This window comes from Pseudomonas sp. SO81 (assembly GCF_030374125.1).
Classification (GTDB): domain Bacteria; phylum Pseudomonadota; class Gammaproteobacteria; order Pseudomonadales; family Pseudomonadaceae; genus Aquipseudomonas.
This window is the reverse complement of the sequence record NZ_CP126126.1, coordinates 788,043-808,486: the sequence shown is the minus strand read 5'-3', so window position 1 is coordinate 808,486 and position 20,444 is coordinate 788,043. Positions and strand designations below refer to the sequence as shown.

23 protein-coding genes are annotated in these 20,444 nt (G+C 66.4%); 7 read left to right on the top strand and 16 right to left on the bottom strand.

The window, feature by feature from the left end; translation table 11 throughout:
* Window positions 1-96: 96 nt before the first annotated feature.
* The 11 genes from nth to metG form a co-directional block, all read right to left on the bottom strand.
* Entirely contained in the window at window positions 97-735 is a 639-nt protein-coding gene (nth, locus tag OH686_RS03830) for an endonuclease III (RefSeq protein WP_289536267.1), read from the bottom strand.
* Entirely contained in the window at window positions 732-1,286 is a 555-nt protein-coding gene (locus OH686_RS03825; RefSeq protein WP_289536266.1) for an Rnf-Nqr domain containing protein, read from the bottom strand. The genes nth and OH686_RS03825 overlap by 4 nt, the downstream gene beginning before the upstream one ends.
* Complete coding sequence (locus tag OH686_RS03820; protein ID WP_289536264.1) at window positions 1,283-1,882, bottom strand: RnfABCDGE type electron transport complex subunit G; 600 nt, start codon at window positions 1,880-1,882, stop codon at window positions 1,283-1,285. Before OH686_RS03820 ends, OH686_RS03825 begins: the two co-directional genes overlap by 4 nt.
* Window positions 1,879-2,883, bottom strand: a complete 1,005-nt coding sequence (locus OH686_RS03815; protein WP_289536263.1) for an RnfABCDGE type electron transport complex subunit D — start codon at window positions 2,881-2,883, stop codon at window positions 1,879-1,881. The genes OH686_RS03820 and OH686_RS03815 overlap by 4 nt, the downstream gene beginning before the upstream one ends.
* Window positions 2,864-4,012, bottom strand: coding sequence for an electron transport complex subunit RsxB (gene rsxB, locus OH686_RS03810; protein WP_289536262.1), 1,149 nt, complete (start codon window positions 4,010-4,012; stop codon window positions 2,864-2,866). The genes OH686_RS03815 and rsxB overlap by 20 nt, the downstream gene beginning before the upstream one ends.
* Entirely contained in the window at window positions 4,009-4,557 is a 549-nt protein-coding gene (locus OH686_RS03805; RefSeq protein ID WP_289536260.1) for an Rnf-Nqr domain containing protein, read from the bottom strand. Before OH686_RS03805 ends, rsxB begins: the two co-directional genes overlap by 4 nt.
* Window positions 4,558-4,662: 105 nt before the next feature.
* Window positions 4,663-5,061: a DUF350 domain-containing protein gene (locus OH686_RS03800; RefSeq protein ID WP_043310149.1), complete on the bottom strand. Its 399-nt coding sequence runs from the start codon at window positions 5,059-5,061 to the stop codon at window positions 4,663-4,665.
* Between the two features lie 5 nt (window positions 5,062-5,066).
* Complete coding sequence (locus tag OH686_RS03795; protein WP_289536259.1) at window positions 5,067-6,182, bottom strand: glutathionylspermidine synthase family protein; 1,116 nt, start codon at window positions 6,180-6,182, stop codon at window positions 5,067-5,069.
* Window positions 6,182-6,505: a hypothetical protein gene (locus OH686_RS03790; RefSeq protein WP_289536257.1), complete on the bottom strand. Its 324-nt coding sequence runs from the start codon at window positions 6,503-6,505 to the stop codon at window positions 6,182-6,184. Before OH686_RS03790 ends, OH686_RS03795 begins: the two co-directional genes overlap by 1 nt.
* Entirely contained in the window at window positions 6,502-7,290 is a 789-nt protein-coding gene (locus OH686_RS03785; protein ID WP_289536255.1) for a DUF4349 domain-containing protein, read from the bottom strand. Before OH686_RS03785 ends, OH686_RS03790 begins: the two co-directional genes overlap by 4 nt.
* Window positions 7,291-7,314: 24 nt before the next feature.
* Window positions 7,315-9,351 carry a methionine--tRNA ligase gene (gene metG / locus OH686_RS03780; protein ID WP_289536253.1) on the bottom strand — a complete coding sequence of 679 codons (2,037 nt, stop codon included), beginning with the start codon at window positions 9,349-9,351 and terminating at the stop codon, window positions 7,315-7,317.
* Between the two features lie 132 nt (window positions 9,352-9,483).
* Here metG and apbC point away from each other — a divergent pair, with 132 nt between their 5' ends.
* Window positions 9,484-10,578, top strand: coding sequence for an iron-sulfur cluster carrier protein ApbC (gene apbC, locus OH686_RS03775; RefSeq protein ID WP_289536252.1), 1,095 nt, complete (start codon window positions 9,484-9,486; stop codon window positions 10,576-10,578).
* A gap of 4 nt (window positions 10,579-10,582) precedes the next feature.
* Here the strand turns inward: apbC and OH686_RS03770 are convergent, their stop codons facing one another.
* Window positions 10,583-11,071 (bottom strand): rod shape-determining protein, encoded by a 489-nt coding sequence (locus OH686_RS03770; protein WP_289536250.1) that lies wholly within the window; start codon window positions 11,069-11,071, stop codon window positions 10,583-10,585.
* A gap of 145 nt (window positions 11,072-11,216) precedes the next feature.
* Between OH686_RS03770 and dcd the strand changes: the two genes are divergently transcribed.
* Window positions 11,217-11,783: a dCTP deaminase gene (gene dcd / locus OH686_RS03765; RefSeq protein ID WP_137972634.1), complete on the top strand. Its 567-nt coding sequence runs from the start codon at window positions 11,217-11,219 to the stop codon at window positions 11,781-11,783.
* Between the two features lie 57 nt (window positions 11,784-11,840).
* Here dcd and OH686_RS03760 read toward each other — a convergent pair whose 3' ends face one another.
* Window positions 11,841-12,941, bottom strand: coding sequence for an AI-2E family transporter (locus OH686_RS03760; protein ID WP_289536247.1), 1,101 nt, complete (start codon window positions 12,939-12,941; stop codon window positions 11,841-11,843).
* Between the two features lie 87 nt (window positions 12,942-13,028).
* Here OH686_RS03760 and OH686_RS03755 point away from each other — a divergent pair, with 87 nt between their 5' ends.
* Together OH686_RS03755 and OH686_RS03750 are read left to right on the top strand one after the other, a co-directional pair.
* Window positions 13,029-13,574, top strand: a complete 546-nt coding sequence (locus OH686_RS03755; RefSeq protein WP_289536245.1) for a hypothetical protein — start codon at window positions 13,029-13,031, stop codon at window positions 13,572-13,574.
* Between the two features lie 73 nt (window positions 13,575-13,647).
* Window positions 13,648-13,830 (top strand): hypothetical protein, encoded by a 183-nt coding sequence (locus OH686_RS03750; protein ID WP_256662188.1) that lies wholly within the window; start codon window positions 13,648-13,650, stop codon window positions 13,828-13,830.
* A 17-nt stretch (window positions 13,831-13,847) separates the two neighbouring features.
* On the opposite strand, the gene nadE is transcribed toward OH686_RS03750, so the two are convergent.
* Genes nadE through OH686_RS03735 form a run of 3 tightly spaced genes read right to left on the bottom strand, consistent with a single transcriptional unit; the run spans window position 13,848 to window position 16,567 of the window.
* Window positions 13,848-14,675 (bottom strand): NAD(+) synthase, encoded by an 828-nt coding sequence (nadE, locus tag OH686_RS03745; protein WP_289536243.1) that lies wholly within the window; start codon window positions 14,673-14,675, stop codon window positions 13,848-13,850.
* 10 nt (window positions 14,676-14,685) lie between these two features.
* On the bottom strand, window positions 14,686-15,879 hold the full coding sequence (gene pncB, locus OH686_RS03740; RefSeq protein ID WP_289536241.1) for a nicotinate phosphoribosyltransferase: 1,194 nt from the start codon (window positions 15,877-15,879) through the stop codon (window positions 14,686-14,688).
* Between the two features lies 1 nt (window position 15,880).
* On the bottom strand, window positions 15,881-16,567 hold the full coding sequence (locus OH686_RS03735) for a nicotinamidase (RefSeq protein WP_502942768.1): 687 nt from the start codon (window positions 16,565-16,567) through the stop codon (window positions 15,881-15,883).
* Between the two features lie 100 nt (window positions 16,568-16,667).
* On the opposite strand from OH686_RS03735, the gene OH686_RS03730 reads away from it, so the two are divergent.
* From OH686_RS03730 to OH686_RS03720, 3 genes are all read left to right on the top strand, one after another.
* On the top strand, window positions 16,668-17,354 hold the full coding sequence (locus tag OH686_RS03730; RefSeq protein WP_289536237.1) for an NUDIX domain-containing protein: 687 nt from the start codon (window positions 16,668-16,670) through the stop codon (window positions 17,352-17,354).
* 85 nt (window positions 17,355-17,439) lie between these two features.
* Window positions 17,440-18,111, top strand: coding sequence for a methylamine utilization protein (locus tag OH686_RS03725; RefSeq protein WP_289536236.1), 672 nt, complete (start codon window positions 17,440-17,442; stop codon window positions 18,109-18,111).
* Window positions 18,095-20,443 carry a putative bifunctional diguanylate cyclase/phosphodiesterase gene (locus OH686_RS03720; RefSeq protein ID WP_289536234.1) on the top strand — a complete coding sequence of 783 codons (2,349 nt, stop codon included), beginning with the start codon at window positions 18,095-18,097 and terminating at the stop codon, window positions 20,441-20,443. The genes OH686_RS03725 and OH686_RS03720 overlap by 17 nt, the downstream gene beginning before the upstream one ends.
* Window position 20,444: the final 1 nt, after the last annotated feature.

The following is a 20,444-nucleotide window of genomic DNA, read 5'->3' as shown; positions in this document are numbered from 1 at the left end:
AGCTTTCGGAATGCTGATGGCGCACCTTATAGCGACAAAGCCAGAGCCGGTAAAAAAGATTTTTTCAATCGGTACTATGCCCGATTCAATGGCTTTTCAATCGTCGGAGGTCTTCGCCTTGTACTCGCACAGGTCCTCGATGCGGCAGGCGCCGCAACGCGGCTTGCGTGCCTGGCAGACGTAGCGGCCGTGCAGAATCAGCCAGTGGTGCGCGTCCAGGAGGAATTCCTTGGGCACGAACTTGACCAGCTTCTTCTCCACTTCCAGCACGTTCTTGCCCGGGGCGATGCCGGTGCGGTTGCTGACGCGGAAGATATGCGTGTCCACCGCCATGGCCGGCTGGCGGAAGGCGGTGTTGAGCACCACGTTGGCGGTCTTGCGGCCGACGCCCGGCAGGGCCTCCAGGTCTTCGCGGTTGTCCGGCACCTGGCTGCCATGTTTCTCGACCAGGATGCGGCAGGTCTCGATGACGTTCTTCGCCTTGCTGTTGTACAGGCCGATGGTCTTGATGTACTCGGAGAGGCCCTCGACACCCAGCGCATAGATGGCTTCCGGGGTGTTGGCCACGGGGTAGAGCTTGGCCGTGGCCTTGTTCACACCGACGTCGGTGGCCTGGGCGGAGAGGATCACCGCGATCAGCAACTCGAACGGCGTGGTATAGGCCAGTTCGGTCTTGGGCTCGGGGTTGTCTTCGTGCAGGCGGCGGAAGATCTCAAAGCGCTTGGCGGCGTTCATCGGGCGTCGTCTTGATTGAAGTGGCGGAGCAGGGCAAGCAACAGGCCGAGCAGGATAAAGCCACCGGCGGCGTGCGTCAGCAGTGGCATGCCGGTCGACCAGTGCCAGCCGCTGGCGGCGGGCCCCAGCAGCCAGTCGGCATGGGCGAACAGGCTGCCGTGGCCGAGCAGCTCACGCAAGGCGCCGAGTAGCACGGCGACCAGCGCGAAGATCAGGGCGGGCCTGAGGCCATCCAACGCGGAGTTTTGATCACTCAGGGCCAGCGCGAGGCAGGGCAGGATCAGTAGCGGTAGGAACAGCTCGAGGGCGCCGGCCAACTCGGTGCTGAGCAGCTGCAGCGTCAGCGCCGCGACGCTCGCGAGGATGCCGCCAATCACCAGGGCGGCCAGCACCAGGTGGTTGTCGTGCAATCGGCTACGCAGCGGGGCCAGCAGCAGGCCGCAGAGCGGCAGAACCAGCAGGCCGCACAGGCCGATGCCGAGGGCCTTGATCAGCAGATCGGTGCAGCCCAGCAGGGGCGCCAGGGCGAGCAGCTGCAGGGAGCGCTTCATGGCTGCGCCTCCAGTAGCCGCTCGTGCTCGGCATCGAAGAAGCGCAGGGCGCGCTGCAGGGCGTCGGTCACCGCGCGCGAGGTGATGGTGGCGCCGGCGATCTGATCGACCTGGCCCTGGTCGGCACGCAGCGTCCAGCTGGCTGCGTTGTCGCTCAGTGTCTTGCCGGCAAAGCCGCTCACCCAGGTGGCGCGGTCGGGAGCCAGCAGATCGGCCAGGCCGGGCGTCTCCTGCTGCTGCAGGACCTTGCTGGCGTGCAGCTGGCCATCCGGGGTTATCGCTACCAGCAGGCGGATCGGTCCCTCGTACCCTTTACCGGTCACTGGCAGCAGCACGGCGCTGGGCCGGCCATTCAGGCTGGCCAGGTAGCCCAGCTCGGCGCGAGCGTTGCCTAGCAGGCCGCCGGCCGGCAGAGCGATGGGCTGTTGCAGTGGGCGGTTGTCGTAGCTGCCGGCGGGCAGCAGGTCGAGCAGGGCGCGTTCGGCGGCGGCCTGGCGCTGCTGCACGATGCGTGGTGCGGCGAAATGCTGGAGCGTGGCGAGCAGGGCGGCGCCACACAGGGCGATCGCCAGCAGGAGTGCGGCGCTGCGTTTCATCGTGCGGCCCCCAGGCGATCCAGGCGGGTGACGCACAGGTTCATCAGCAGCACGGCGAAGGCCAGGCCGTCCGGATAGCCGCCCCAGGTGCGGATGGCGTAGGTCAGCAGGCCGACACCGATGCCGAAGTACAAGCGCCCGCGCGCACTGTCCGGGCCGCTGACAGGCTCGGTGACGATGAAGAAGGCGCCGAGCATGGCGGCGCCACTGAACAGGTGCAGCAGCGGCGAGCCGTTGGAGTCCGAGCCCGAACCGTTCCAGCACAGCAGGCTGGCGACGAACAGGGCGCCGAGCATGCCGGCCGGCGCCTGCCAGCGGATCACCTTCTGCTGCAGCAGGAACAGGCCGCCGGCGAGGAAGGCCAGATTGACCCATTCCACGCCGCGCCCGCCGACGCCGCCGAAGGCCGGGTGGCTGGCGAACAGCTCGTCGATGGTCAGGCGGTCGTTGTGGCGCAGGCTGTCCAGCACCGTGGCCTGGCTCCAGCCATCCGGCAGGCCGGGGCCGAAGCCGAAGATCTGCTGCAGTGCGCCGAGCAGACCGTGTTCCGCGCCAGGCGCCGGCCAGTGCACCATCTGCGCCGGGAAGGCGATGAGAGCGAAGGCGTAACCGAGCATGGCCGGGTTGAACGGGTTGTTGCCGAAGCCGCCGAACAGCGCCTTGCCGAACAGGCTGGCGAAGGCGGCGCTGGCCACGGTCAGCCACCAAGGGGCGTAGTTGGGCAGGGCCAGGGCCAGCAGCAGGGCGCTGACCAGGCCGCTGCCTTCGGCCAGCAGTGGCTGTTCGAACAGGCTGCGCGCTTTATCGGCGAGCGCCTGGCCGCGCAGATGACGGCTCAGCAGGTCGCAGGCGCAGCAGGTGAGGGCGGCCAGCAGCAGCTGGACCAGCAGGCCCCAGCCGTTGAACCAGAGCAGGGCCAGGGCGCCGGGCAGGCAGGCGAGCAGCACCTGCTGCATGCTCGGGCGCGGGTCGAAGGCGATTTCAGGGCTGCTGGTAGTCATGCAGCTGTCGCTCGGCATTCGCTAGGCGCTGGCGGGCTTGTTGCAGCGTTTCGGCCGATGCCGCCGCGGGGTTGGCCGTCAGGCGTCGCTCCAGGCGCTGCAGCTCGGCGCGGGCGTAGGCGTGCTCGGTCTTCAGCTCGCGTAACTTGAGGTCCACCGGCTGCTTGTCGGTACGCACCAGGTCGGGCAGCGGCTTGCCGCTGGCCTCTTCAGCGGCGTGCAGGGCCTGGGCGGCAGCCTCCAGGTTGGCGCGCAGCGCTTGCAGCGTTGTGTCGTCTGCACCCTGGCGCGTGGCCTTGTCCAGCTCGGCACGGCGTAGGGCGAATTGAATCTTGGCCTGCTTGAGTGCGGCGATACCTGCAGCGGGAGCCGCTGGCGCTGGCGGCGTGGCTTGCTCCAGAGCCTGCTGGGCACGTTCGGCCGCCTGGCGCAGTTCGTCCACCTGGCGCTGCAGCTCGGGGCTGCCGTGCTGGGCCAGCTGCTTCTCGGCCTTGGCCAGCACCACCTTGGCCATGGCCGCCTCGATCTTCAGGCGCTTGTACTGGTCGTCGCTGCTGGCGGCCGGCTGCGCTGATGTGGCGGGCTGGATCGCAGGGGCGCGTGCCGCACGCTCAGCCTGGCGCTTGGCCTCGTTGCGCGCCAGGCGGGCCAGATGCGCCTCATGGCGGCTGCGGAACTGGTCGGTACGCTGGCGCTGGGTGTCGGCCTCGGTGCCGGCTAGCGGCAGGATGTCGATGCAGTCCACCGGGCAGGGCGCCACGCACAGCTCGCAGCCGGTGCACTCGGCGGTGATCACCGTGTGCATCAGCTTGGCCGCGCCGACGATGGCGTCCACCGGGCAGGCCTGGATGCACTTGGTGCAGCCGATGCACTCGGCCTCGCGGATCAGGGCGATCTGCGGCGGTACGGCGGGCAGCTCCAACGGCAGTTCCGGCACGTCCAGCAGGCGCGCCAGGGCATGGATGGTGTTGGTGCCGCCCGGCGGGCACTTGTTGATTGCCTCGCCATTGGCGATGCCCTCGGCGTAGGGCTTGCAGCCGGGATGGCCGCACTTGCCGCACTGGGTCTGCGGCAGCAGGGCGTCGATGGCCTGGATGCGCCGGGCGTCGCTACGCAAGGCGTTGCTCATACCGCCCCCATGCCGTTGAAGCCGAGGAAGGCCAGGCTCATCAGGCCGGCGGCGATCAGCAGGATCGGCGTGCCGCGGAAGGCGACTGGCACATCGCACTGTTCGATGCGTTCAAGCAGGTCGCTCATCAGTTGCAACACGAGCCAGAAGCCCAGACCGCCACCGATGCCCAGGGCCAGCGCCGCGGTGAAACCATCCAGTGAACGAGCCAGAAGCATGGCACCCAGGCCGTTGCCAATCAGCAGCGGCCACAGGCCGGATTGGTCGAGGGCAGGGCGCAGGCGCTGCAACAGGACCAGGCTGAGCCAGCTCAGTGCTGCCAGCAGCGGTACGCCGATCAGCAGGTAGAGGTAAACCAGGTCGACAGCCAGCAGGATCTGTTGCAGCAGCCAGGCAGTGGGCGCGGTGAGCAGGATCAAGACTGCGCCGGCCAGTCCCAACGCCTGCGCGCGGGCATGGCGCAGGGCATCGGCGGCGAGCGGCAGCCCGAGGATCAGGTTGCTGACCAGCGCGGCGCCGATCAGGGCGAAGAGGAAGTCGGTCATGCGCGTGGCTGAGCGGATTGGCTGGAAAGGGGGGCGTATTATCCCGGCGCTGGCGCGGCGCTACAACCGCGCCAGCCTACCCCTCAAGGCTAGCTCGGCGGGCAGTCAGTAGACCATGCACGCGGCATTGATCAGCCCCACGCTCAGGGCCAGACCGCCGAGGAATACACCATGCGCTAGTTGGCCTTCGGCTATGCCCTGCTTCAGCTCTGGTAGCAGGCGCGCGGCGGCCAGGTACACCAGAGCCTGTACCAGCAGGGCGATGAAGCCCCAGATCAGCATGTCCTGCAGACTGACGCTGTGAGCAATGCAGCTGGCCAGTGGCAAGGCGAAGCCGAGTACGGCGCCGAGCAGGGCCACGGCAGCGGCCAGGTTGCCCTGGCGAATCAGCTTGAGCTCGGCGTAGGGCGTCAGGTGCAGGTAGAGGCTGATGAACAGACCGAACAGGGCCAGGGCGGTGGTGAAGTAGAACAGGAAGTTCGGCAGGTTTTGCAGCAGGGCCATGGCGGTCATTCGATGAAGTAATGGGGGAGGAAGCGACTACTGTCGCGGGTGATGGGCGTGGCGTCTTCGCGGATGCCGAGGCCGGCAGTCTGGTCGCCGACCATCCAACAGCCCAGCACGGTGTAGCTATCTGCAAAGCGCGGCAACGGCGCATAGGCTTGGTAGATGCAGGTATCGGCGGCGTGCGGGCCGTCGCTTTCGAGCGTCTGGCCGGTGCCGACTATCTGGATGTTCTGCCCCTCGCGGGCGTACAGCGGCTTGCGTACGTAAGGCTCAGGCAGGTCGGCGGCGAAGCTGGATGGCAGCAGGTTGGGGTGCCCTGGATTGCGTTGCCAGAGGATTGGCAGCATGGCCTTGCTCGACAGAAGCAGCTTCCACGCCGGCTCCTGGAAGCGGATACCGCTGCTGCCGACATGGGAGCTGAATTCGTCCTGCAGCAGCCATTCCCAAGGGTAGAGCTTGAAGCAGTGTTCAATGGAGCGCTCATGCTGGTCGACGAAGATCCGGCGCTGCTCGTCGTAACCGATGGCTTCGACCGGTACGTAGTGGGTCGGCAGCCCGGCCTGGTGCGCCACGTCGAGCATGTAGAGGACATTGCCGGTGTCTTCCTCGTGGCCCTCGATGGCGGCGAAATGCACATGGCCGTGACCGATCTGGCGCCAGCGCTCGATCAGCTTCTCGTGCAGCGAGTTGAACTGGTCGGCTTCGGGCAGAACGTCGCGTAGCCAGTACCACTGCACCACGCTGGCTTCCAGCAGGCCGGTAGGAGTGTCGGCGTTGTACTCCAGCAGCTTGGGCTTGCCCTGGCCGTTCCAGGAAAAGTCGAAACGACCGTAGAGCGCCGGCTCCTGGCGTTGCCAGGAATCGACTATCAGTTGTTCTGCGCTTGGCGGCAGGGCGAAAGGGGCGAAGTGGCGTTGCTCGATCACCCATTGAGCTGCGTCCAGGTACAAGCGATGCAGTTCCTCGGCGGCTGCTTCCAGAGTTTCGACCTGGGCCAAGCTCAGCTCGTAAGCGGCCGATTCGTCCCAGTAGGTACCGTCGATGCTGTGGAAGGTGAAACCCAGCTCTTCGCACTGCTGGCGCCAGTGCGGGCGTGGGGTGAAGTCAATCCGGCGCATCAGCCACCCGCCGAGAAGCGGGCGCCGCTGAAGCCGAAACCGCTGCGTTTGATCATCTGGCGTTCGACCACCGTATGTGGCTGCTGGGTGCGTGGTCGTGCTCCTGATTCGTAGCTCGGCCCATAGTAGCGACCGCCGCTGTAGCTTCCGGAGCCACTGCTCGAGGTCTCTTCCTGGCAGTAGTAGCTGGGGGACTGTCGCCAGTCCGTCTCGCATTCGGCGCGGGTACGGTACTGGTCGCGGTAGACGTTGCCGTGGTGCAGAGCGGCCAGCAGCACGCCGCCCGAGAGTACGCAGGTGGTGACGAGTTCGGACTTCTTCATCGAATGTCTCGTGCTGGATTGCGGGTGATACGGCGCCATAGCCAGCGCAGTAGCAGGGCGAGAGGGAAGAGGATGATCAGGAAGGGCAGGCCGTAGCCGACGAATTCGATCACCGCGGCGGTGCCTTCGGCCAGGTTGTCCAGCAGGCGTGAGGCTGCGTCGCCAATCAGGCCCAGGCGCGAGCGCTCGTGGGCGCTGCTGAAACTCATGGTCAGCAGGTTGGTGTCCAGGCGGCGCTGGTGCTGGGTGGCTTCCTGGCTCAGGGCCTGCAATTGCACCTCGATCGCCGCCAGTTCCCTGGCCAGGGCCAGCAGGTCGGCGACCGTGAGGCTGTCACGGCTCTGGTATTGCTGCAGTGTCTGTTGCTGGCGCAGTAGTTGGTCGTGCTGCTGGCGGTTGTCCGTTATGACTTGGGCCAGATCTTCGGCGCGGGTGAGGCGACTGACCTGTTCGCCACCTTCAGCCGCCAGGGCGGTGAGCTTTTCCACGCCGCCCGGAGCGATGCGCAGCGTCAGTTCGCCACGTGGATATTGGCCCGAGCTCTGCTCAGCCGCGATCAGACTGCAAGCACCGAAACGCTCGTCCAGGCAGGCCTGGCGAGTGGCGGCCAGGCGCTCGGTGATGCGTTCGCCTGGCAGTTCGATACCGACATGGTGCTCATAGGCCAGGTAGCTGCCGGCCTTGTTGCTTTCGCCCTGTAGGGCGGCTGCGCCCGAACTTTCGCCGCCCTTGTCCGAGCAGCCGGCCAGTGCGGCCAGCAGCAGGGCCACTGTCCATTTGTTCATGTCAGCATCCTTGCTTGGTGGGGCTTACTTGACGCGCTGGCCGGGCTTGGCGCCGCTGTCCGGGCTGAGCAGGTAGATTTCCTCACCGCCAGGGCCGGCGGCCAGAACCATGCCTTCGGAGACGCCGAACTTCATCTTGCGCGGGGCCAGGTTGGCCACGTACAGGGTCAGGCGGCCTTCCAGCTTGCTCGGGTCCGGGTAGGCGGACTTGATGCCGGAGAACACGTTGCGCTTCTCGTCGCCGATGTCCAGCGACAGGCGCAGCAGCTTGTCGGCACCCTCGACGAACTCGCACTTCTCGATCAGGGCGATGCGCAGGTCCACCGCGGCGAAGGCGTCGAAGTTGATCTCGGCGGCCAGCGGGTCCTTGGTCAGCTCACCGTTGCCTGCAGGCTTGGTGGCTTCGGCGGCGAGGTCTTCCTTGGAGGCTTCGGTCATGGCTTCGATCTTCGCGGGTTCGATACGGGTCAGCAGCGGGTTGAACGGGTTCAGCTGGTGGTTGGCCAGCGGGGTTGCCAGATCATTCCAGGTTAGCGGGGCGACGTTGAGGAAGGCCTCGGCGTCGGCGGCCAGCTTCGGCAATACCGGTTTGAGCAGGATCACCAGCTGGCGGAACAGGTTGACGCCCAGGGCGCAGATGTCCTGCACCTCGGCCTGCTTGCCCTCGACCTTGTTCAGCGCCCAGGGCGCCTTGTCGGCGATCCAGGCATTGGCGCGGTCGGCCAGGGCCATGATTTCGCGCATGGCGCGGGAGAAGTCGCGCGCCTCGTAGGCGTCGGCGATGCTCGGGGCGGCGGCCTGGAAGGCGGCCCACAGCTCCGGCTCGGGGTTGGCGTCTACAAGAACCCCATTGTTGCCCTTGTGGATGAAACCGGCGCAGCGGCTGGCGATGTTGACCACCTTGCCGACCAGGTCGGAGTTGACCTTCTGCACGAAGTCTTCGAGGTTGAGGTCGAGGTCATCGACGCCACGGCCCAGCTTGGACGCGTAGTAGTAGCGCAGGTATTCCGGGTTCAGGTGGTCCAGGTAGGTACGCGCCTTGACGAAGGTGCCGCGCGACTTGGACATCTTCTGGCCGTTGACGGTCAGGTAGCCGTGCACGTTGACCGCGGTGGGCTTGCGGTAGCCGGCGCCTTCGAGCATCGCCGGCCAGAACAGGGCATGGAAATTGACGATGTCCTTGCCGATGAAGTGGTACAGCTCGGCGGTCGAGTCCTTATTCCAGAAGGCGTCGAAGTCCAGCTCCGGGCGCTTGGCGCAGAGGTTCTTGAAGCTGGCCATGTAGCCGATCGGTGCGTCCAGCCAGACGTAGAAGTACTTGCCCGGCTCGTCGGGGATCTCGAAGCCGAAGTACGGCGCATCGCGGGAGATGTCCCACTCCTGCAGGCCGCCATCCAGCCATTCGGCGATCTTGTTGGCCACGGCGTCCTGCAGGGTGCCGCTGCGGGTCCAGGTCTTCAGCATGGCTTCGAAGTCGGGCAGCTTGAAGAAGAAGTGCTTGGAGTCCTTGAGCACCGGCACGGCGCCGGAGATGGCCGAGCGCGGGTTCTTCAGCTCGGTCGGCTCGTAGGTGGCGCCGCATTTCTCGCAGTTGTCGCCGTACTGGTCCTCGGCCGCGCATTTCGGGCAGGTGCCCTTGATGAAGCGGTCGGCGAGGAACATTCCCTTCTCGGGGTCGAAGTACTGGGTCACCGAGCGGGTGGCGATATGGCCGGCGTCGCGCAGCTTGAGGTAGATGGCGGCGGACAACTCGCGGTTTTCTTCGCCGTGGGTCGAGTGGTAGTTGTCGAAGTCCACGCCGAAGTCGGCGAAGTCGGCCATGTGCTCGGCCTGGACGTTGGCGATCAGCTGTTCCGGCGTGATGCCTTCCTTCTCGGCGCGCAGCATGATGGCCGAGCCGTGGGCGTCGTCGGCGCAGACGTAGATGGCCTGGTTGCCGCGCAGCTTCTGGAAGCGCACCCACATGTCGGTCTGGATGTACTCGAGCATGTGGCCGAGGTGGATCGAGCCGTTGGCGTAGGGCAGGGCGCTGGTAACGAGAATCTTGCGGGCTTCAGACATGGTGATCGGGCCATCGGGTGTTACGAGGGAAGTCGGCCACTATATAGGCGCGGCGGTTTTTTTTCATCCGTGCGGGGCGCCGCCCTGGGGTAATATGCCCGCCTGTTTTGCCCTGCCTTTCGGAGTTGCCCCATGAGCGCCGTCACCCGCGAAGCGGTCGAAGCCCGCCTGCGCCAGTTCACCGACCCCCATCTGAACCAGGATCCGGTCAGCGCCGGCTGCCTGCGCGAAGTCGATATCCAGGGCGGCAAGGTCGCCGTACGCCTGGAGCTGGGCTACGCCGCCGGGCTGTTCAAGAACGGCTGGGCGCAGATGCTGCAGATGGCCCTGGAGAGCCTGGACGGTGTGGAGTCGGCGCGGGTGCAGGTCGATGTGGCCATCGCCGCGCACAAGGCCCAGGAGCAGGTGCCGGCGCTGGCCGGAGTGAAGAACATCATCGCCGTGGCCTCCGGCAAGGGCGGGGTGGGCAAGTCCACCACCGCCGCCAACCTGGCCCTGGCCCTGGCCCGCGAAGGCGCCCGTGTCGGCATCCTTGACGCCGATATCTACGGCCCCAGCCAGGGCATCATGTTCGGCATCGCGGAAGGTACCCGGCCGCGGGTGCGCGACCAGAAGTTCTTCGTGCCGCTGGAAGCGCATGGCGTGCAGGTGATGTCCATGGCCTTCCTCACCGACGACAGCACCCCGGTGGTCTGGCGCGGGCCGATGGTTTCCGGCGCGTTGCTGCAGCTGGTGACCCAGACCGCCTGGGACGATCTGGACTACCTGATCGTCGATATGCCGCCGGGTACCGGCGACATCCAATTGACCCTCGCGCAAAAAGTGCCGGTAGCCGGCGCGGTGGTGGTCACCACGCCGCAAGATCTGGCTCTGCTGGACGCCAAGAAGGGCGTGGAGATGTTCCGCAAGGTCAATATCCCGGTGCTGGGCGTGGTGGAGAACATGGCCGTGCATATCTGCAGCAACTGCGGTCATGTCGAGCACCTGTTCGGCGAGGGCGGCGGCGAGAAGCTGGCAGCCCAGTACGGCGTCGACCTGCTGGCCTCGCTGCCGCTGTCCATGGCCATCCGCATGCAGGCCGATGGCGGCAAGCCGACCGTGGTAGCCGATACCGAGAGCCAGATCGCCATGGTCTACCAGGAGATGGCCCGCAGCGTCGGCGCGCGCATCACCCTGTCGGGGCTGGGTGCGCAGGCGATGCCGACCATCGAGATCAGTGACGACTGACGCCTCAGGGCGTCAGCAGCGAGCCGCCTTCACTGGGGAACTGCCGGGAACGCAGTTCCTCAACGGTCAGCTCGCGACCGATCCAGAGATGGATCTTATGGGCGCCCGCGCCGCGACATAGCTCGTACAGGCCACGCCGCTCCATCTGCGTCAGCCCGCCCTCCAGATGCTCTAGCGGATGCAGCACCACTTCCGGCTTGAGGAAGGTTTTTCCTGCAATCTGGCTCACGAGCAGCTGCAGGGTCTTTTCCGCAACGGCGAAGTCCGCCAGCAGTGAGCGCGGGTGGTCGAAGCCGTTGAGCACTTCTACCTGCGCCTGGCCCTGCAGCTTTATCGCGGCGTGACCTACGGCGATGGCTTCGCGTTTACCCTTGATGGTTCGCAGCGCCAGCGCAGGCGGTTCATCGAAGGTCATGCCGGACGGCAGGTGCAGGCCGCTGATGCTCTGCGATCTGAGCTTCAGATAGAGCAGGGGCGTCAGATTCTTGAACATGGGGGCATCCGTTCCTGGCTGAAAGGCGCACAGCCTAACGATGGCGAGTCCCATCGTCGACCTGCCCGGCGCCCCTTGGCTCGACGCCCCGACGCCCGGTAAGATGCGCGATCATTTTTCAGCCAATAGCTTCAGGACGCCCGCCATGAGCATCAAATCGGACAAGTGGATTCGCCGCATGGCCCAGGAACACGGGATGATCGAGCCGTTCGTCGAGCGTCAGATCCGTGGTGCCGACGACAACAAGGTGATCTCCTACGGCGTCTCCAGCTATGGCTACGACGTGCGCTGCGCCGCCGAATTCAAGGTGTTCACCAACATCCACTCGGCCGTGGTCGACCCGAAGAACTTCGACGAGAAGAGCTTCGTCGACATCAACAGCGACGTCTGCATCATCCCGCCGAACTCCTTCGCCCTGGCCCGCACCGTCGAGTACTTCCGCATCCCGCGCGACGTACTGACCATCTGCCTGGGCAAGAGCACCTACGCGCGTTGCGGCATCATCGTCAACGTCACCCCGCTGGAGCCGGAGTGGGAAGGCCATGTGACCCTGGAGTTCTCCAACACCACCAACCTGCCGGCGAAGATCTACGCCCACGAAGGCGTGGCGCAGATGCTGTTCCTGCAGTCCGACGAGGCCTGCGAAGTGTCCTACGCCGACCGTGGCGGCAAGTATCAGGGCCAGACTGGCGTGACCTTGCCGAAGGCCTGATCGGCGCTGCCATAAGAAAGCCGGGCTTGCCCGGCTTTTTTGTGCCCGCAGGCCGGCTCAGGTGCCTTCCGACGGCGACCCCTGGATCTGCACGGGCGGCGTATCGACCCATTGCCAGAACAGCTTGTAGCCCACGGCCAGCACCACCGGGCCGATGAACAGGCCGATGATACCGCCGCTGAGCATGCCGCCCAGGGCGCCGATCAGCACCACCGGCATCGGTACATCGACGCCGCGCCCCAGCAGCAGGGGCTTGAGTACGTTGTCGACCAGGCCGGCGAGCATGGTGTAGATGGTGAAGATGATGGCCGCCAGGGTCGGGCCTTCGCTGTAGAAGACGAAGCCGATAACCGGCAGGGTGATCAGCGGCAGTGGCAACTGCATGATGCCCAGCAGCAGGACGCCCATGGCCAGCAGCCCGGCGCCGGGTACGCCCATGACCATGAAGCCGATGCCGAGCAGCAGCATCTGCACGAAGGCGATGCCGATCACGCCCTGGGCCACGGCGCGGATGGTCGCGGTGCAGAGCAATACGAAGTGTCCGCTGCGCTCGGGAGCGATGATGCGCGCCGCGATGCGCTGGGCGCTGCGGTGGCCGTTGTCGCCGTAGGCCATGATGATGGCGCCGATGACCAGGGCGGCGATGAACACCAGGAAGCCGGCGCCGGCCCCGGCGATCTTGCCGAGCAGCACCAGGGTCACATCTTTGATATAGGGCGCCAGGCGCTGCAGCAGGCTGGTCAGGTCGGACGAGGCCTGCTCCCAGAAGCCGTGCAGCGACTCGCCGATCAGCGGCCAGCCGGCGACGGAGTCGGGCGGCGAGGGGATGCGCAGCGAGCCACTTTTCACCGTGTCGATCGCCACCTCCACCGAGTCACCCAGCGAGGCGCCGAGCAGGTAGATCGGCAGCAACAGCACGGCCATGGCGACCAGTACGATCAGCGTGGCGGCGCGGCTGTCGCTGTTGCCCAGGTGTGGCCTGAGCAGGAGGTGCAGCGGGTAGAGGGTGATGGCGAGGATCACCGACCACAGCATGAGGCTGAGGAAGGGGTGGAACACTTCATAGCAGGACACCACCAGCGCGGTGATGAGGCCAGCGCGGATCAGCGTGTCGAGCAGGGTACGCGGCAGGTGTCTGTCCGAGTCGATGGGCGTCATGGGGCGGTCCTTGGCGGCGACGGTTGGCATTGGTCAGCATAGCCGGCCAACGGGCCGCGGCTCGTTTGCCAACCGGAGGGATTCACCATGAGCTTATGGAAATGGGCTGGCGGCCTCGTGCTGGGCTGCGCCGCTACCCTGGCCCAGGCCGAATTGGGCCTGCGCACCGATGGCCAGGTGTTCGGCCTGGCGCCCAGCGCGCCACCGGCTGCCTTCATACAACATCTCGGTGAGCCGACTGCCGAGCTACCGCTGCAGCAGGGGCGGCGTGGTCTCTTGTATGGCAATGCGCTGCTGCTGGTGTTCGAAGGTGAGCGCCTGCGCGAGGTGCGCTGCTGGAAGGTGCAACAGTTCACCGACGAGCTGTTTGTTGGCTGGCTGCAGGACGTGGAGCGCAAAGGCCAGCCCGAGGGCTTCGTGGTTGACGATCGGCTGCGCCTGGGCATGCCGCGGCAGCAGGTAGGCGCTTATCTGGCGGGGCTGGAAGAGGCGGGCGACGAGCGTTCCGATCTGCTGCAGAAGAACGGCCGGCAGATCTGGCTGGGCTATGGCCCGGCACCCGACTATCACCTGGGCGACGACCCCGAGCAGGCGGTGCTGGTCTCCATCAGCGTGCTATTCGAGAAGCCCTGACGCACGAAAATGCAGTGAATTTCTCCGGCCCTGGCGAACTCTACCGCTCAGAGTTCGCCGAGGAGGGCATCTCATGTACGCAACACTGACTCATTTCTTTCCGCCAGGCCCGCGTGGCTGGCAGCTGAACGGCGCCATTCCTGGCCAGCCGGATCCGGATATTCCCGACCAGCCCGGCAAGCCGGACCTACCGCAGCCTCCGGGCGAGCCGACCATTCCCGATCAGCCACCCCCCGCGCCGATAGCCCGCCACTGAGGCGGGCCAGCCCGGCGTCACGGCACCAGCGGCAACTCGCGTTTGTGACGGGTGTTGTCGTAGGTACGCACGATGGTGGCGTAGGCCTCATCACTGACCTTCTCGCCATGCAGGAACGCGTCGATCTCGGCGTAGCTCACGCCGTGGGCTTCTTCGTCGGGCTTGCCCGGGCGTAGCTCTTCCAGGTCGGCGGTCGGCGTCTTTTGTACCAGGTGCTGTGGCGCGCCCAGGTACGCGGCGATGGCGCGCACCTGGCCCTTCACCAGGCCGGAGAGCGGCGCCAGGTCACAGGCACCGTCGCCGAACTTTGTGAAGAAGCCCATCACCGCCTCGGCGGCGTGGTCGGTGCCGATCACCAGACCGTTGTTGGCGTTGGCGATGGCGAACTGGGCGACCATGCGGATGCGCGCCTTGATATTGCCGTTGACGAAGTCGCGGCGCGGCTCGGAGAGCTTCTGCAGGTCGGCGACCTGTTCGCCCAGGCCGAGTACGCTGGGGGCGATATTGACCGTGTCGTTGATGTCGGCTCCGACGAATTTCAGCGAATCCTGGGCATCGTGCTCGTCATGCTGGGTCTTGTGCGGCAGGCGCACGGCAATGAAGCGGTAGCCGGCATCGCCGGTCTCTGCGCGCAGCTCCTCGACCGACAGCTGGGCCAGGCGCCCGGCGGTGGTGGAGTCGACGCCACCGCTGATGCCCAGCACCAGTACCTTCAGGCCCGAATTCCTCAACGTGTTCTTGATGAAGTTCTTGCGCCGCTCGATCTCCGCCACCAGGGCGGCCTCGTCGGCGAAGGGCGGTACCACGTCCAGGGCGGCGGCGATTTCGGCTTGGCGGTTGCTCATGGCTGGGTCCTCATACGCGGAAAACATGTTTCAGGTAGCTGACGAAGTTCTCGTCGCGGCACTGGGTCTTGCCCGGTGTGTCGGAAATCTTGGCGACGGGCTGGCCGTTGCAGGCGGTCATCTTGATCACGATGTTCATCGGCTCGACGCCCGGGATGTCGCAGGTCAGCTTGGTGCCGACGCCGAAGCTTACGTGGATACGACCGTGAAGTGCACGGTAGAGCTGCAGCGACTTTGCAAAGTCGAGGCCATCGGAGAACACCAGGGTCTTGCTCATGGGGTCGATGCCCAGCTTCTCGTAGTGGGCGATGGCCTTTTCCGCCCACTGCAGCGGATCGCCCGAGTCGTGGCGCAGGCCGTCGAACAGCTTGGCGAAGTACAGATCGAAGTCGCGCAGGAAGGCATCCATGGTGATGCAGTCGGTCAGGGCGATGCCGAGCAGGCCGCGGTACTCGCGCACCCAGCAGTCCAGGGCGGCGCTCTGGCTGTCGATCAGACGCGGGCCGAGCTGCTGGTGGGCCATCAGCCACTCGTGGGCCATGGTGCCGAGCGGCTTCAGGTCCAGCTCGCGGGCCAGGTGCACGTTGCTGGTGCCGACGAAGCGCCCGGGGAAGTCACGCTTCATGATCTTCACCATCTGCTCCTGCACCCGGTAGGAGAAGCGTCGGCGGGTGCCGAAATCGGCGACCTGGAAGCCGTCCAGCTCATCGGCCGAGGCCTCGCGCTTGAGCCAGTCGAACTTCTCGTACAGGCGCTCGCTGGCCTGTTCCAGCAGCACCTCGCGATAGCGATAGCGGTTGCGCACCTCGCTGATGATCGCCAGCAGCGGGATCTCGTAGAGGATCACGTGCAGCCAGGGGCCGCGCAGGCGGATGCACAGCTGGCCGTCTTCGATGCTGGTCTGCACATGGCGCGGGTTGAAGCGGAACAGGCCGAGGAAGCGGATGAAGTCGGCCTTCATGAACGGGATGCGCTCGAGGAAGCCCAGTTGATCGGCGGTGACTTCCAGCTCGGCCAGGCGCTCGATCTGGTAGCGGATCTCGGCGAGGTAAGGCGTCAGGTCCTCGGCGTTGCGGCAGCGGAACTCCCACTCCACCTCGGCGTTGGGGTAGTTGTGCAGCACCGCCTGCATCATGGTCAGCTTGTAGAAGTCGGTGTCCAGCAGGTTCTGCACGATGCGCTCGGCGAATACGCTCTCGGTCATCTCAGTTGTCTCCATCCATGTTCAGCGCTGCATCCAGCTCATCCAGGCTGGCGTGCAGGGCGATGCCGGCGGCGCGCATCTCGGCGCAGGCGCTGTTGGCGGTGTCTTCGGCAATGGCCCGGCAGGCCGGCAGGTATACGTCGACCATGAAGCCGGCGCGGCGCAGTTGCAGGGCGGTGGTCTTCACGCAGTAGTCCAGGGCCAGGCCGCCCACCAGCACGCGGTTCACGCCATTGTGCCGGAGAAACTCGATGACGCCCGTGCTGCGTTTCTCGGCCAGGTCGTGGTAGCAGGCGCCGTAGGGGTGCAGGTCCGGCTCCACGCCTTTCCACACGAAGTAGTCGTAGTCCAGCGGGGCGGGCAGCTCGTCGAGCAGTTCGAAGCCCGGCGTGCCCGGCACGCAGTGGCTGACCCAGGACAGGTCGGCATTCGCCAGCGGCAGCGGCTTGAGCATCTCCGCGTGGCTCGGCGCCACCCAGGCGGCCTGCGGGCTGTGCGCGTCCTTGCTGCCCAGGCGCATGGCGGCGCGCTCGGCCAGCTGGTTGAGGGCAGGGGCTATGGCATCGCCGCCGGGAACCGGCAGCTCGTTCGGGCACAGGGGAGTGAAGCCCTTTTGCGCATCGACGTCGAAGCTGGCGATTTTCATCTTGGCATTCCTTGTTGCCGTTGAGGTGGTTACATATTCCATCTGATGAAATAAGTTGGCAAGCGTTTTTTACCGTGACGCGTGAAATTCTGTGAGTTATTCGTCAAGATGAAATAAGTCGCTGGAATACGAAGGAGAGGACATGGCTTCCGCCGAAGTGCTGGCCGGGGTGGACATAGTGGCGCTGCGCCTGGCGGGCGCGCTGCAGCTGCTGCTGATTCGCCGCGCCCAGGCGCCGTTCGAGGGGCAATGGGCGTTGCCGGGCGTGCTGGTCAACGGCCGTTGTGCCGACGCCAGCCTCGACGCCGCCGCCGAGCGCGCACTGCAGGACAAGGCGCGCATCGCCCCGCAGCATCTGGAGCAGGTGGCCACCGTGGGCAACGCCGTGCGCGATCCGCGTGGTTGGTCGCTGTCGACCTTCTACCTGGCGCTGCTGGCGCCGGACACCGAGCTGCAGGGCGATGACCTGCGCTTCGTCCCGCTGGCCGAGGTGCTGGGCGAGGAGTTGCCGCTACCGTTCGACCATGCCCAGCTGGTGGCCCAGGCCGCCGAGCGCCTGGCCGGCAAGGCGGTGTACACCTCGCTGCCGCTTTACCTGCTGGCGCCGCGCTTCACCGTGACCGAGGCGCTGGCGGCGTTCCAGGCCAGTCTCGGGCCGCCGGTGCAGCACACCACGCTGCGCGGACGCCTGGAGAAGATGAAGCAGCACGGCTGGATCCTCGATACCGGGGAAAAGAACCAGCCGAAGATGGGCCGCCCGCAGAACCTGCTGGAGCATCGGCCCCAGGCCGCCGGAGGGTTCATTTTCGATCGCAGCGTGCTGTCCTGAAGTGAACTTGGCCGGCCTGTCGGCTACGCTGCAGAAACTCCCGAAGTACAGTCGCCCGCGCTGCCGGGCAGTGGAAGTCGCCACCATGAAGCGCCACCTTGCCGCCCTGGCTCTGCTCCTCAGCTGTATCACCTTGCCGGCCGGCGCCGCCGGGCTAGCCGCCGAGCTGGTGGATGGCCAGGGCCAGCCGCTGGCCAACGCCGTGCTCAGCCTCAAGGGTATGGGCGCCTCGGCGCACAACGAGCCGGCGATCATGGATCAGCGCGACAAGCAGTTCGTGCCCAGCGTGCTGGCCGTGCGCAGCGGTACTTCGGTGAAGTTCCCCAACAGCGACGACATCCGCCACCACGTCTATTCCTTCTCGCCGACTAAACGTTTCGAGCTGCGCCTGTACAAGGGCACGCCGAGTGAGCCGGTGCTGTTCGACAAGCCCGGCGTGGTGGTGCTCGGCTGCAATATCCACGACTGGATGGTCGGCTACGTCTATGTCACCGACGACCCCTGGTATGCCGTCAGCGATGCCCAGGGCCGGCTGATCCTCGATGGCCTGCCGGCAGGCAGCTACCAGGTCACCCTGTGGCACCCGCAGCTGGAGAACATGCTGCCGCTGAGCGCCGGTACCCTCAAGGTGCCGGCGGCCGGGCTGAGCCAGCGCTTCCCGCTGCAGCTGGCGGGCGCTGCAGTGGCGCCGGCTGCGCCCAAGCCCAGCGCCTTTGGCGAGGCCTTCAGGAAGGCGGCGAGTGAAGTTCAGCCATAGCTTTCAGGCGCGCATCGCCGGGGTCCTGATCCTCCTCCTGTCTGTGGTGGTCGGCGCGCTGTACTTCTCGGTCAAGGCCGCCACCGGCGTGGCGGTGCAGAGCCAGCTGCGCGAAGACCTCGGCGTCGGTGGCCGGGTGCTGGAGCAACTGATCGAGCTGCGCGGCCGCCAGTTGCGCGATGCGGTGCAGGTGCTGGCGGCCGACTTCGGCTTCAAGGACGCGGTGGCCAGCGGCGACAGCGACACCATTCGCTCGGCGCTGGCCAACCATGGCACGCGTATCAAGGCCGATGCCGCGTTGCTGCTGGCGCTGGATGGCACCCTGCAGGTCAGCAGCGATCAGCGCATCGGCGCCGCGGCGGCCGAGCGCCTGGCCGGGCGGGTCGCCGAGCAGGCCGGGCAGGGCGCCCAGGTGTTCCTGTTGCCGGTGGAGGGCGAGGTCTACCTGCTGGTGGCCTCCGCCGTCAGCGCGCCGCTGCCGATCGCCCGGGTGGTGATGGGCTTCCACATCGACGAGAATTTCGCTCAGGAATTGCGCGAGCTGACCCACCTGGAGCTGACCCTGGTGTCCATCGAGCGCGGCGCGGCCACCGGCTGGATCAGCACCCTGCCGCCCAGCGTGCATGAGCGCCTGCGCGAGGAAATCCTGCAGCAGAAACAGGAAAGCGGCAGCCGTCTGCTGCAGGCCGGCGATCAGCGCTACCTGGGCGAGTGGCGCGACCTGGCCAGCGCTGGCGATTACCAGGTGCTGGCGCTGCTGCACAAATCCCTGGACCAGGCCGAGCAGGCCTTCGCCCCGCTGGACCATGACATTCTGCTGATCGCCCTGGCCGCCTTCTTCGGCTCGCTGCTCGGCGCGCTGCTGCTGGCGCGCAGCCTGGCGCAGCCGGTGCAGGAGCTGGCGCGAGTGGCTCGACGCATCGGCCTCGGCGACTACTTCACCCCGATCGCTCTGCAGCGCCGCGACGAGCTGGGCAGCCTGGCCCTGGCCTTCACCAGCATGCAGGAGGGCATCGCCGAGCGGGAGCGGCAGCTGGCCCACAACGCCCTGCACGATGCCCTGACCGGCCTGCCCAACCGCACCCTGGCGCTGGAGCGGCTGGGCAGCGCGATCAGCGCGGAGCGGCCCACCGCGTTGCTGCACATCGGCGTGGGCAACTTCCGCTCCATCCTCGACAGCTGTGGCGCCGACGGCGCCGATCTGGCCCTGCAGCAGCTCAGCCGGCGCCTGCAGGCCACCCTGCGCCCCGGCGATAGCCTGGCGCGGCTGGTCAACGACGAGATGCTGCTGATGCTGGAGAACAGCGACAGCGATAACGCCATCGCCGCGGCGGACCGCCTGCATCAATTGCTGCTCAAGCCGATGCGCGTCGGCACCCTGGACGTGGCCCTGGACTGCAGCATCGGCATCGCAACCTATCCCTCCCATGGCAACAGCCCGGACGATCTGTTGCGCCGCGCCGCCATCGCCATGCAGGACGCCGCCCAGCAGTCCGGGCGCCTGGAGCTGTATCAGGAGGGCCGCGACGACGCCCACCAGCGGCAGATCAACCTGGTGCGCGATCTGCGCCACGCCGCCGAGCGCGGCGAGCTGATCCTCTATTACCAGCCCAAGCTGGATATCCCCGCGCGCCAGGTGCACGAGGCCGAGTGCCTGCTGCGCTGGAACCATCCGCACTACGGCATGGTGTCTCCCGGCGAGTTCATTCCCCTGGCCGAGCGCACCGGCAGCATCCAGCTGCTCACCACCTGGGTAATCGGCGAGGCGCTGCGTCAGCTGCATGAATGGAACGGCCATGGCCTGGTCATGCAGGTGTCGCTGAATATCTCCGCCGAGGACCTGGTCGATCTGCAGCTGGCCGAGCGGGTCCGGCGACAGTTGGCGGAGCAGGACGTGGCGGCCGAGCAGCTGGTGTTCGAGATCACCGAGAGCGCCATGATGCGCGACCAGCAGCGTGCCCTGGATGTGTTGCAGCGTCTGCGTGCCTGTGGCATCCAGCTGTCGGTGGACGACTTCGGTACCGGCTACTCGTCCCTGGCCCAGCTAAAGCGCATGCCGGTGCAGGAGCTGAAGATCGACCAGTCGTTCATCCGCGAGCTGGACGAGCACAGCGAGGACGCGGTGATCGTCCGCTCCACCATCGAAATGAGCCACAGCCTGGGCCTCAAGGTGGTGGCCGAGGGCGTGGAACTGGCCCCGATGCTGGAGCTGCTGGCGCGCTGGGGCTGCGATACCGCCCAGGGCTATCTGATCGGCAAGCCGATGCCGGCCGCCGCCTTCGAGCAGTGGCTGCGGCAATGGCAGGGCTCCCAACTGGCAAAGGTATTCTGAG

Coding starts and splice junctions, on each gene's coding strand:
- OH686_RS03815 (WP_289536263.1), bottom strand. CDS start 2,883: ATGACTACCAGCAGCCCTGAAATCGCCTTCGACCCGCGCCCGAGCATG.
- nadE (WP_289536243.1), bottom strand. CDS start 14,675: ATGAGCAACCGCCAAGCCGAAATCGCCGCCGCCCTGGACGTGGTACCG.
- rsxB (WP_289536262.1), bottom strand. CDS start 4,012: ATGAGCAACGCCTTGCGTAGCGACGCCCGGCGCATCCAGGCCATCGAC.
- OH686_RS03805 (WP_289536260.1), bottom strand. CDS start 4,557: ATGACCGACTTCCTCTTCGCCCTGATCGGCGCCGCGCTGGTCAGCAAC.
- OH686_RS03725 (WP_289536236.1), top strand. CDS start 17,440: ATGAAGCGCCACCTTGCCGCCCTGGCTCTGCTCCTCAGCTGTATCACC.
- nth (WP_289536267.1), bottom strand. CDS start 735: ATGAACGCCGCCAAGCGCTTTGAGATCTTCCGCCGCCTGCACGAAGAC.
- dcd (WP_137972634.1), top strand. CDS start 11,217: ATGAGCATCAAATCGGACAAGTGGATTCGCCGCATGGCCCAGGAACAC.
- metG (WP_289536253.1), bottom strand. CDS start 9,351: ATGTCTGAAGCCCGCAAGATTCTCGTTACCAGCGCCCTGCCCTACGCC.
- OH686_RS03770 (WP_289536250.1), bottom strand. CDS start 11,071: ATGTTCAAGAATCTGACGCCCCTGCTCTATCTGAAGCTCAGATCGCAG.
- OH686_RS03795 (WP_289536259.1), bottom strand. CDS start 6,182: ATGCGCCGGATTGACTTCACCCCACGCCCGCACTGGCGCCAGCAGTGC.
- OH686_RS03760 (WP_289536247.1), bottom strand. CDS start 12,941: ATGACGCCCATCGACTCGGACAGACACCTGCCGCGTACCCTGCTCGAC.
- apbC (WP_289536252.1), top strand. CDS start 9,484: ATGAGCGCCGTCACCCGCGAAGCGGTCGAAGCCCGCCTGCGCCAGTTC.
- OH686_RS03820 (WP_289536264.1), bottom strand. CDS start 1,882: ATGAAACGCAGCGCCGCACTCCTGCTGGCGATCGCCCTGTGTGGCGCC.
- OH686_RS03825 (WP_289536266.1), bottom strand. CDS start 1,286: ATGAAGCGCTCCCTGCAGCTGCTCGCCCTGGCGCCCCTGCTGGGCTGC.
- OH686_RS03790 (WP_289536257.1), bottom strand. CDS start 6,505: ATGAAGAAGTCCGAACTCGTCACCACCTGCGTACTCTCGGGCGGCGTG.
- OH686_RS03755 (WP_289536245.1), top strand. CDS start 13,029: ATGAGCTTATGGAAATGGGCTGGCGGCCTCGTGCTGGGCTGCGCCGCT.
- OH686_RS03750 (WP_256662188.1), top strand. CDS start 13,648: ATGTACGCAACACTGACTCATTTCTTTCCGCCAGGCCCGCGTGGCTGG.
- OH686_RS03800 (WP_043310149.1), bottom strand. CDS start 5,061: ATGGCCCTGCTGCAAAACCTGCCGAACTTCCTGTTCTACTTCACCACC.
- OH686_RS03785 (WP_289536255.1), bottom strand. CDS start 7,290: ATGAACAAATGGACAGTGGCCCTGCTGCTGGCCGCACTGGCCGGCTGC.
- OH686_RS03730 (WP_289536237.1), top strand. CDS start 16,668: ATGGCTTCCGCCGAAGTGCTGGCCGGGGTGGACATAGTGGCGCTGCGC.
- pncB (WP_289536241.1), bottom strand. CDS start 15,879: ATGACCGAGAGCGTATTCGCCGAGCGCATCGTGCAGAACCTGCTGGAC.
- OH686_RS03735 (WP_502942768.1), bottom strand. CDS start 16,567: ATGGAATATGTAACCACCTCAACGGCAACAAGGAATGCCAAGATGAAA.